Origin of the sequence: Tautonia rosea (assembly GCF_012958305.1) — a bacterium.
Taxonomy (GTDB): domain Bacteria; phylum Planctomycetota; class Planctomycetia; order Isosphaerales; family Isosphaeraceae; genus Tautonia; species Tautonia rosea.
This window is the reverse complement of record NZ_JABBYO010000024.1, coordinates 15,707-26,535: the sequence shown is the minus strand read 5'-3', so window position 1 is coordinate 26,535 and position 10,829 is coordinate 15,707. Positions and strand designations below refer to the sequence as shown.

The window sequence follows — 10,829 nt, the reverse complement described above, 5'->3', positions numbered from 1 at the left end:
CAAACGAAAATATCTGTTCAAAACTCGATTCTCCTGGGCAGGGTCTGACCTGTCCGAGGGGCTTCGACGCCTTCTTGATCCCCCGCCCTGGAGTTCTCCGTGTCCCCCCCCGCTGCTCCACTCTCTGGCTTTCTGAACCTCGACAAACCGATTGGCCTGACCTCGCGCGATGTGGTCAATCGGGTCGTTCGGGCCTTCCGCAAGCCCAGGCCAAAGGTCGGTCATGCTGGGACGCTCGACCCGTTGGCCTCGGGGGTACTTGTCGTTGCGATCGGTTCTGCAACCCGGTTGATCGAACAGGTGCAACGCCAGCCCAAGTCCTATCTCGCCACCATTCGTCTCGGTGCCACAAGTGATACCCTCGACGCCGACGGCACCATCACCCCCGTTCCCAATCCCCCCGTCCCGACCGAGTCCCAGATCCGGGATGCGCTCGCTGCGCAGGTCGGCATCATTGACCAGCTCCCTCCCGTCTACTCGGCCCTTCGTGTGAAGGGGAAGCGAGCATACGACCTCGCTCGGGAGGGCAAGTCGGTTGAACTCGTTCCCCGACCTGTGCGGATCGATCAGCTTAACCTGATCCGTTTCGAATGGCCCTTCCTCGAAATTGCGGTCGAGTGTGGATCAGGAACGTACATTCGCTCGATTGCCCGGGATGTCGGCGACGATCTCGGCTGCGGCGGCCTGATCACCACCCTCCGACGAACCCGGATCGGCCCGTTCCGAGTGGACGACGCGACTCCCCCCGACCCCGCGTTTCTCTCCTTCGATTCGATTATCGGTCGCCTGCGTTCCCCCCTCGATGCCGTCTCCGATCGTCCGCACATCTACGTGAATGCCGGTCAGGCCGCCGCCATCGAGCGTGGACAGGCGATCGAGGTATCCTCAACCGACCTTGCTTCAGAAATCGATGCGGGAGAGGTCGCGATTTGCTCCCCCGATGGCTCCTTGCTGGCCCTTGGCGAGTTCAATCGGTCAGCCAGGATCGTCCAACCCCGCCGGGTCTTCGGAGTTTGTTCAACCCATGCATCACGATCGCCAGAATCGACGTGATCGCCCTGTCGTGACCAGATCTCCCGCCGTTGCTCACATCGCCCTAGGTTGGGTTTTTCCTGAACATTCTTCCCTCTGCGGACGAACTTGGAGAAGGAGATCAGTGTCAATCTGTTTCAGAGCCTCTCAGGCTCGTTGACGGCGTGACTCGCGTCGACCTAGAATCAGCGCGAGGTTGCACCTCACAGGCAGGCGTATTGCCTCCACTCGCGGTGAGATCGGCAGTTCCGACTCACGTTTTCCTCACCACTCCCCATCGAGGGTTGAAGCCGCCTTGACTGAACTGAAGAGCACCGATCGAAAGGATCTCCGCGAACGTGCCATCCTTGTGGGCGTCTTGCTGCCCGACGGGCAGTATAACCCTGAGGACCCGCTCGACGAGATTCGAGGTCTGGCTCAGACGGCGGGCCTGGTCGTCGTCGGTTCCCTCCTCCAGAAGCGGCAGCAGGTCGATCTTGCCACCGTCATCGGTTCGGGCAAGGTCGATGAACTCAAAGAGCTTTGCGAGGCCCAGGAGGCCGATCTTGTGGTCATCGACCACGACATCGGACCCGCCCAGGGACGCAACTTGGAGAAAGTCCTCGGGGTGAAGGTCATCGACCGCACCGAGGTCATTCTCGACATCTTCGCCACCCACGCCCGGACCAACGAGTCGCGCTTGCAGGTCGAGCTGGCTCAGCTCGAATATTCCCTGCCTCGCCTCAAGCGGATGTGGACTCACCTCTCCCGCTACAAGGGGGGGATCGGTGTCCGTGGTCCCGGTGAAAAGCAGCTCGAAACCGACCGCCGGCTCGTCGAAGGCCGCATCCAGGATCTCAAAGCCAAGCTTTCGAAGATCCAGGCTCGCAAAGAGCGAGAGGTTGCCGCCCGAGACGCAGTGCCCACGGTCTCACTTGTCGGCTACACCAACGCCGGCAAGAGCACGCTGATGAACGCCCTAACCGGCGCGGGGGTGCTGGTCGAGGACAAGCTCTTTGCGACCCTCGACACCCGGACCCGTCGTTGGAACTTCTCCGGCGGCGGTCAGGTCTTGCTCTCCGACACCGTCGGATTCATCCGAGACCTGCCTCACTCCCTTGTCGCCTCCTTCAAGGCCACGCTCGAAGAAGCCCGCCAGGCGGATCTCCTGCTGCACGTCGTCGATGCCTCCAGCCCCGAGGCCGAGGCCCAGATCGCCGCGGTCAACGCCGTGCTTGAGGAAATCGGCCTGCTTGACCATCCCACGATCCTCGTGCTGAACAAGGCCGATCGCGTTCCCGATCGCTCCTTCCTCGATGTGCTTCGTGCCCATCACGATGAATCGATCATCGTCAGCGCCGCCTCGGGCGACGGACTCGACCGCCTGGAACAGGCCGTCCGCGAAGCCCTCAATGAAAACGCCCTCGACGCCCGGATCGAAACCACTGTCGGCGACGGACGTGTGCTCGCCTATCTCGCGCAGCACGCCTTGATCCGCAATCGCTCTTACTCCGATGGTGACCGCGTTACCTTGGATTGCCGGATCCCTCGCCGATGCCTTGGCTACCTTGCCGAGCACGGCGTCGAGGTTAGCACCAACGGTCAGGGCATCTACGTCTGATCGCTCTCTCACGCCCTTTTCCCCATCCGGAACTATCCGCACAGGCCCCGACCGCGCTCCGATCTGACCGATCGGAGCGTCGTCGGGGCCTCTCCCAGAGGGGCTCCGGTCAAGGATTGCGCGCACGCGATCCCAATCACCTCGACCTTCGCTTCGCCCCGGTGCTGCCGAACCAAGGAACCGATGCGATGCCAACGGGTTCTTTACTGACGAGCCCGTCTTCACCGGTATTTCGATTTCACGACCCTGCAGAGCGTGACTGAGGTCCGTCGCCGGATCGAATCGTTGAAGGCAAGAATATCGGACCTTTTCCAGGAAAACCTGAATTTCGAACGTCCCTTGCATGATGATGTTGATGACGCCTTGATCTCGCTCCTCATCGTCATCCCTCCGCCACGATGGCCCAGCGTTCATGATTCCTCCGCGTCCTGACGGGACCTTCGTGATGATCGGACCACGATCTATTCCACTGCTGATCTTCCCGACACCTCCACAGACGAACCTTGATCAACGTGCGTCGATCCCCCGCTCAGCTCACGACAACGCTCTGCGACGAAACAAACCCAATTTCACCGTTGCTGACCAGGATCAGAGCCCCTCCCTGATCTCTCACCCTTTCATCGAGCAGGCTCAAGAACAACTGCCCCGACAAAACGAACCCATACAAGGACGACTTCCTGTCCCAACCAGTGGACTCCAAATGCCCTGGAATCTGAGCAGGCGGACCTCGGGCGGCCCCTCATGGGCCTACCGACCCTTGCCCGAATACCAAGTCACCTACGACGTCTGCGACAAAACGAACCCGTTGACCGTCACAACGCTCCTGTTCCTCCGCTCCTCAACCGACATTCCGCCAAGCAGTTACGCAACAATAACCCCGGCATCTTCACCGTCTTCCGACAGCGCACCGCATGGCGCACTCAGGCGCACATTCATCGCCTGGGCGACTCGTAAGCCCCGATCCTCGCCTCTTCCGACTCCTCGCTCGGCCCAACCACGTGTCCATTGCTCTTGTCTCGCGCCAATCCGTTCGAACCGACTGACGAAACGAACCCAGGACACGCCCCATCAGGCCGAACGATGACGTTTCAACCCGTTTTCCAGCAAGACGTTGTGCTGTTTCGCCCACATTCGGGTGCCACACCGAGCCCGGCGCACCGGACGGCGTCCCTCTCCGATCAACCCGACGCAATCCTTCCGCGTCATCGTGCTCATCCCTCCTTCCGAATCTCCGACCTCACGGTGAGGGATTCGGCGACGCACTTGTGACGGGACGAACCCATTTCTGGTCCAGAGAAAGTCAGAACCACGGACCACAATCCCTTTTCAATATTAAGGTTATAACAACTCTCTCGACCACCTCATTGATGATCTCGGGAGCGCACCGGATGTCGTCTGCCATCGTGGCGAACCGCTCCAACACAAAACGAACGCCCTGATCCGAGCCTCTGGCGAATCAAGTTCTCAACCGTTCTGATCGACCACAGCTCTTTGACAATCTGGAGGCAAGCACTGGGCAATTCGATCTCGGATCGTGACCGATCAAGGGGCGACCTCGAAGGGAACCGACACCGTCCGAACGTCCACTCGGGGCTCAATCCGATCAAACACATCGACTTCGAACGGGCGACCGATGCCATTCCCGGCGAGGTCTTCCAGGTCGGTGTCCGCCACCAAGAGGTAGCGGCCGGATTGCCAGGACGATTCAGGGGAGAAGCGCCAGCAGGTTTCAGCATCGGCCGCCTCGACCCGCCCTGGGACTAGACGCCCTTCCAGATCGGTCAGAAAGAGCAAGCGACCGAGCAGGGCACGATCGAGCGGCTCGGGCAATCGCACAACCAGGGGTGACCTAGTTCCTGCCTTCGGTGTATCGATTTGCCAGTCTGAGGGATCGGGCGGGACTTCATCGGCTGGCGTGGTATCGAAGGTCTTTCGGAACGGCTCGGCGAGGGAACGACCGGTGGCATCCGGCCATTCCGAAGCAATCGTGAGCGTGTAGCATCGCCCCGCTTCCAGGACCGGCCCAAGCTCCTCCCGAGGAACAAGCCCCTGCTTGATCCGACCCGGATCAATCAGCAAGGTCAGGCGAGTGCCTGACGGATCCCAGAGTTCCTCATCCAGCTCCAGGAAGGGCGATGGGACCGGCTCGCCGTTAGTCCCCGTCAACCGGAGGTGACGGTAGGCGTCTCCCCGACTCATGGGAGCCGAGAACTGGACGTAGAAGCGCAGTAGGTTCTCCGGCAGTTGATCGCTGGAGGGATACACGGCGACGATGCGGGTCGGCTCGTTCTCTGCGTCCGGATCGGGCAGGGTGATGTCGGCCTGAATTGGCTTGGCATCGGGATCTCCACCAGGGAGCAAGGCCGGTCGAAAGGTCGCCCGGTAGGTCGTCCCTGGTCGGATGGGGAACCGAGGCACGAAGCGGATCCGATCCGGATCGATCTGGACCTGGCCGAGCATCGAAACCTCAGCCCCACGAACAGCAACGGTGAAGACGCGGCTCACGACACGGACCCCCTCACGATGCTCCATTGAGGGGAGGCTGATCCCGACCACCTCGAAAGCCCCATCCTCAGCCAGGCGAATCGCCGGCCCTTCGCTTCCGATCGGCCCGGAGAGTCTGACCACAGCGACGAGTAAGGAGAGCCAGCAGGTCATGATGATCCTCACCGATGAAGCGCCAAGGGTAGAGGAAGTGTTGCCGAGCGAGTTCCGCGCAACCAGCCGAGGCTCGGGATTGCTCCCGAGCCTCGGTCTCGAAACCTCACGATTCGAAGGGGAATCAGGGCAGCTCGATCGATTGAAGATCCTGGGCGCCGCTGTCGTCCTGGACGAGAATCAGGGCGTGGGTATCGTTAAGCCGATCGAGTTGGACGACGCCATTGAGGTGGCCGAGCGTCTCGTAGTCGAGTCCAGCAGTGTCCTCGATCCGGGTGGTGATTCCCTCGATCGACAGGGCCGGCCCAGCATCGAGCTTCATGACGCCTCGGGCTGAGTTGGCGATCAGGAGCAAATCACGTCCATCCTTCTGGTAGGCAACCATGTCGAGTGGGGTGTTGCGGTTGCCGAGCTCGGCGATGGTGATCCCCTTTACATGGGCACCGGCCTGAAGTTCGGCCATGGGAATCTTCACCAGGGGGGTGCAGGTGTAGGCGGCCATCAGGTACGGCTCACCCTGAAGTTGCGTGGCGATGAAGGTTCGGATCGGCGATCGTGTCTCGAACCGGCCGTGGGCACCGTGATAGATTTCCAGGCTCGCCGACTCGGCATCGGCCTGGAACGGGACAGGAATGGCCATCAGCCGCGAGGAGAACTCCTCGTTTGACAGACCGGCGACAAACAATCGCCCGTCGGCGAAAACCAGGTCAGTGATCGACTGGCTGCGGAGGCTTCGGCCGCGCTCCTCGGCGTTCGGATCGGGAGGGTTCGGCAGCGTGGTCTTGGCAAAGAGGACGTCCGAGAGGTCGAGGACTTCAACCACTCCCGAGGGCTCGACACGGACAATCACCGGTTCGGCCTCTGGTCCTCGTCCTCGCGAAACCGACAGAAACGCATTCCCAGAAGCAGGGTTTACGGCAAGGTCGTTGATGAGAATCTCTCGGCTCTCGGTGCCGAGCTCGGCAGCGATTCGCTCGTTGATCTTGGCCGCCTCGATCGATCCCTCGCAGGCACATTCGGTGTCTCCGGTAGCGATGGCAAAGACGGCTGCACCGGCCGAATCGCCAACGAACAAGACCCCTTCAGGCCCGAAGGTCAAGGCGCCAGCTGACTTCAAGTCGGGCGTGCCGCGGTCCATCCCGGCGGTTAGCGTCTGAGCGTCTGCGGAAGTGGCCACGAAAGCCACGGCGGCCACGGCCGCCAACGCGATGCGCATCGTCTGCGTCATGTGAAGACCCCTCTCTGGTTCGACGTCTCGGGTGGCGATCGACGCGGGTGGAGTGCAGACTCCCCCTGGGGGAAGTCGAGCGCCATCTTGGTCCCCAATGTCCCGAGAAATCAACCGGCTACCCGCCAGTCGGCCGATTCCCGAGGCGCCCGGGGTCGGAACTGCCTGGGGAGGATCGGCCGATCGAACAGGGGATCAATCAAAGTCAACCGGAGCCTTGCGGGCTCCCTTCGGTTCTTCCTCCTCATTGATGGGTTGCCAGTCGGCATCGGCCACGATGGATTCCGAAACCGGCAAGGCCGGGTCTTGCTCGACCCGAATCGTCTGCCGGAAGCTCTCGCCATCCACCTCCAGGATGATCCCATAAGTGCCCGGAGGAACGGGAATGCCTTGCATTCTTCGGCCGCCTGGGAGTCCCCTCCGGCCTTCCGGCCTTCGAGTCAGATCCCAGACAACCCGGTGCAGGCCAGGTTGGCGGGATGTTCGCAGGGTTTGAAGGGTCTGACCGGCAGCATCCACCACGTTCAAGGAGACCTGCTCGGCCTCCCTGGTCAAGGAGTAATAGAGTACCCCTCCGTTCGTAGGGTTCTCACCATAGAACTTCCGATTGGTCCCACCCCGAATCGGCTCTCGCTTCCATCGGACTGCAGGCAACGGGCGATAGAGATGGGCCTTTGCCTCCCGAACCTCTTCGGTCAGCTCTCGGATTGGGGTCACGTCAAGAACCCAGAGACTCCTTCCGTGAGTGGCTGCCACAATCTCTCCGGCGGTGGGATGAATGGCGATCTCGTGGATCGCCACGGTGGGCAGGTTACTGTTGAGCCGCTGCCACGACTGGCCGCGATTGATCGAGAACCAGAGGGCAAACTCAGTTCCACAGTAGAGTAATTCGGGGTTTTTCACGTCCTCACGGAGGCATCGCGTCGAACCGCGAGGGAGGTTGCTGGTGATCGATTCCCAGGTCTCGCCGTAGTCCTCGGTGACGAACAGATAGGGATTGTCGTCGTCGTTGCGGTGGGCGTCGATGGCGACGTAACATCGTCCGGCCTCGAATCGAGAGGGCTCGACTGTGCTCATCCCTCTTGGACCGGGCAGGCCAAGCGCCTCGGTTACATCAGTCCACACCACCCCGCCATCACGGGAGACCCACAGCTTCCCGTCATCGGTGCCAACGTAAAGGACGTCGCGATCGACGGGAGACTCGGCCAGAGCTGTTGCGCTGCCGCGGTCAGTCCTGGTGATTTCGGGAGAGATGATCCGAAGATCATTCCCGCGATCCAGCGATCTGAACACGTAATTCCCTGCTGCGTAGTAAACCTTGGGGTTGTGGCTCGAAAGGATGAATGGGGTGTTCCAGTTCCATCGATATCGTGTCCCTTCGGGCCGAGGGGGGCGAATGCTCCCGCGCTCTCCAGTGCGGAGATTCACGCGTTGAAGGGCGCCATACTGGCTCGTGTAGTAGATCAGGTCAGGGTCGTCCGGATCCACGCGACACTGAAAGCCGTCTCCGCCACCCACGCGAATCCAATCTTCGTTGGTCGGCCCCTGACCATTACGAGTCGCGACGGGGCCTCCCCAGGTGCCGTTGTCCTGAAGGCCGCCGTAGGCGGAATAAAGCCGCCTGGTGTCGATTGCGACGTGGTAGAACTGCCCGAGGGCAAGATGGTTCAGGTGGTCCCATTGCTCGCAGCGATCGTAGGAGACATAGGTTCCACCGTCAGTACCAAGGATGATGTGGCGACCATCTCGGGGATCGATCCACAACGCGTGGTTGTCGGCGTGCGCTTCTCTGGCTCCATCGGCCGTGAAGGTTTTTCCGCCGTCCTGGGAACGGTACAAGGCGATGCCGAGGACGTAGAGTCGTTGCTCATCAGTGGGATCGACACGGATCTTGCTGAAGTACATCGGGCGAGGATTCAGGCTGTTAATCCGAGTCCATGTTTCACCACCGTCGGTCGATTTGTAGACGCCGCCAGTCTCGAAGCCCTCATCGCCCTGCTCGTCCTGCTTGTTCTCCTGCTGACCACCCAGCGATGCGGCGAAGGGGCGTCTTGTATCGCCCTGAGTGGGACGTGCCGCGAAGGTCAGTTCGAAGGTCTTTTCTTCGTCTCCCCGACGGGCCTTGACCGAGACGGTGTCGCCCGCGAACTTGGTTCGGAGAACGTCAATCAGATCCTGGTATTTCTCGACTTTGGTGCCGTCGATCTCGGTGACGACGTCTCCAGATTCGAGGCCCGCCTTGGCAGCAGGACCATCCGGAGTGATCGCCGTCAGACCGGCACCGATCTCGGAATCCTCACCCTGAATCCCCATGAGCGCGGGTTGTTTGCCTTCTGGAAGTTTGGGGCCTTCTCCAATGCGCTCGGATTCCACGATCGCAAACACGACGTCCGGATTGGAGCGGAAGTAGTTCAGACCAATCCGCCCGAGCTTGCAGGTTGGCAGTCCCTGGGTGATTCGAGCGAAGGATCGACCACCATCAGTCGTTTTATAGATCCCGGCCTTCTCGCCGAATTTGACGGCCGGGTCGCCCACATCGAATTCGTCTCGACGACGCTCATAGGCCGCGACAAGGAGCGTGTCAGGATTGGTCGGATGCATGACGGCGTCAATGATGCCGGTCGATTCGTCCAGGTGTAGAACCTTTTCCCAGGTATCACCCCCATCGGTGGTTTTATAGAGGCCACGTTCCTCGTTCGGTCCGTAGAGACGCCCAAGTGCACCAACGTAGACAACGTTCGAATCGTGAGGATGGATCAAGATTCGACCAATCTGAAACGACTCCTTCAACCCCATATTGGTCCAGGTTTTGCCACCATCGGTAGACTTGTAAACGCCATCACCGTAGGAGACGGAGTTTCTCGGATTCTGCTCTCCTGTTCCAACCCAGACGATGTTCGGATCAGACGGAGCGACAGCCACATCTCCGATCGAAACGGTGGTCTCGCGTTCGAACAGGTGAGTGAAGGAAATGCCGTTATTCGTCGTTTTGAGCAATCCTCCCGAGGCCGTGGCAACGTAAAACGTGCTGGGATCGTCTTCGACCACCGCGAGGGAGACGATCCGCCCTCCCATGTTCGCCGGACCAAGCTCCCGCCATTGAAGACTGTCGATCCAGGCTGGATCGACGCGAGGTCCCTCTCCTTCGGCTAATGCCCGCTCGGCTTCCGCTTGCTTCAACGCTTCGAGTTGCCGGGTGAGTTCCTCGATTCGTTCCTGAATCTCGGAGATTCGATCTTGAGTGTCGAGGTTTACTTCCTGGGCCCAGACCGGAGAGACGGCGAGGGCGACAATGCCCAATCCGACCGCCAAGTGCCTCCTCCAGCAGGAGACTTTGGGAACAACACCATTCCGATTCATCGAAGAAATCCTCAGAAGCCGATCTCAGTAGTGTGAGCGAACAGGGCGGAGGGGCGAACTGATCTGCGTAATCGCTCAGGCTTTTCTATTTTACATGAGCGATTGAGAGCCGGCATCGGGTCCTATCATTTTTGAACGATCAAGGGGAACGAGCCGATGAAGCTGGAACACTCGAGAATCCCCGAAGCCGATCGTCCGAGAATGCTTGGGGTCAACTGGATGACTGATCAGAACGATCAGGAGTGGAGACCCTGGACAAAGGCCGAGGAACTTGCCAATGCGGTAAGTCACGGCCTCGGGTTCGTGGCGGCTCTCATGGTGTTTCCCTTGCTGGTCGATGGTGCCCTGGAGGTCGGAGGAAGGACCGCGGCTCTGGCGGCAGCGATCTTTGGGACAACGATGGTCGTCGTTTATCTCTCGTCGGCACTCCATCATGCCTTACCCGAAGGTCAGACAAAGCGGCTGATCGAGGTGATCGACCGAGCAGCGATTTTTCTTTTGATTGCAGGAACTTACACTCCATTCGCACTGGGCGTTCTGAGAGGGACCTGGGGCTGGTTGCTGCTTGTGTCGGTCTGGGCTCTGGCGATTTATGGCATCTTTCGAACGATCGCGGCGGGCACCATCCGCCCCTACCAAGGAACGAAACTTTACCTCGTGATGGGCTGGTTGATCTTACTTGTGGTTGGACCGGTGACCGAACGAATGGATCCCCGAGGTCTGGCATTGCTAGTGGCGGGGGGGATGGCGTACACGATCGGAGTGGGATTTTATGCCGCTCAGAAGATGAAGTTTCATCATCTGGTATGGCATGTGTGTGTGATGGCAGGCTCGGCCTGTCACGTGCTTGCAACGCTTTGGTATGCAGTGGCCTGAGTTGGGTTCGGCCGGCTGCGGAACTCTCAGAGACGACCGCCAACGTCCGTCGAACTGCCCAGATCCAGGTAGGCT

At 60.3% G+C, this 10,829-nt stretch carries 6 protein-coding genes; 3 read left to right on the top strand and 3 right to left on the bottom strand.

The genetic code is table 11. The features are described from left to right. The first annotated feature begins 99 nt into the window (after positions 1-99). Positions 100-1,053: a tRNA pseudouridine(55) synthase TruB gene (truB, locus tag HG800_RS25470; RefSeq protein ID WP_169980931.1), complete on the top strand. Its 954-nt coding sequence runs from the start codon at positions 100-102 to the stop codon at positions 1,051-1,053. A 274-nt stretch (positions 1,054-1,327) separates the two neighbouring features. Continuing rightward, positions 1,328-2,632 (top strand): GTPase HflX, encoded by a 1,305-nt coding sequence (hflX, locus tag HG800_RS25465; protein ID WP_169980929.1) that lies wholly within the window; start codon positions 1,328-1,330, stop codon positions 2,630-2,632. A 1,542-nt stretch (positions 2,633-4,174) separates the two neighbouring features. Here the strand turns inward: hflX and HG800_RS25460 are convergent. The 3 genes from HG800_RS25460 to HG800_RS25450 form a co-directional block, all read right to left on the bottom strand. Next, complete coding sequence (locus tag HG800_RS25460; protein WP_169980928.1) at positions 4,175-5,290, bottom strand: hypothetical protein; 1,116 nt, start codon at positions 5,288-5,290, stop codon at positions 4,175-4,177. Between the two features lie 124 nt (positions 5,291-5,414). After that, positions 5,415-6,518: a hypothetical protein gene (locus HG800_RS25455; RefSeq protein WP_169980926.1), complete on the bottom strand. Its 1,104-nt coding sequence runs from the start codon at positions 6,516-6,518 to the stop codon at positions 5,415-5,417. Between the two features lie 195 nt (positions 6,519-6,713). Further along, positions 6,714-9,830 carry a VPS10 domain-containing protein gene (locus HG800_RS25450; RefSeq protein WP_169980924.1) on the bottom strand — a complete coding sequence of 1,039 codons (3,117 nt, stop codon included), beginning with the start codon at positions 9,828-9,830 and terminating at the stop codon, positions 6,714-6,716. Between the two features lie 204 nt (positions 9,831-10,034). Between HG800_RS25450 and trhA the strand changes: the two genes are divergently transcribed. Continuing rightward, complete coding sequence (gene trhA, locus HG800_RS25445) at positions 10,035-10,754, top strand: PAQR family membrane homeostasis protein TrhA (RefSeq protein WP_206352459.1); 720 nt, start codon at positions 10,035-10,037, stop codon at positions 10,752-10,754. The last annotated feature ends 75 nt before the right edge of the window (positions 10,755-10,829 follow it).

Excerpts from the sequence above, each read along its gene's own strand:
- HG800_RS25460 (WP_169980928.1), bottom strand. The coding sequence starts at position 5,290 with ATGACCTGCTGGCTCTCCTTACTCGTCGCTGTGGTCAGACTCTCCGGG.
- HG800_RS25455 (WP_169980926.1), bottom strand. The coding sequence starts at position 6,518 with ATGACGCAGACGATGCGCATCGCGTTGGCGGCCGTGGCCGCCGTGGCT.
- trhA (WP_206352459.1), top strand. The coding sequence starts at position 10,035 with ATGAAGCTGGAACACTCGAGAATCCCCGAAGCCGATCGTCCGAGAATG.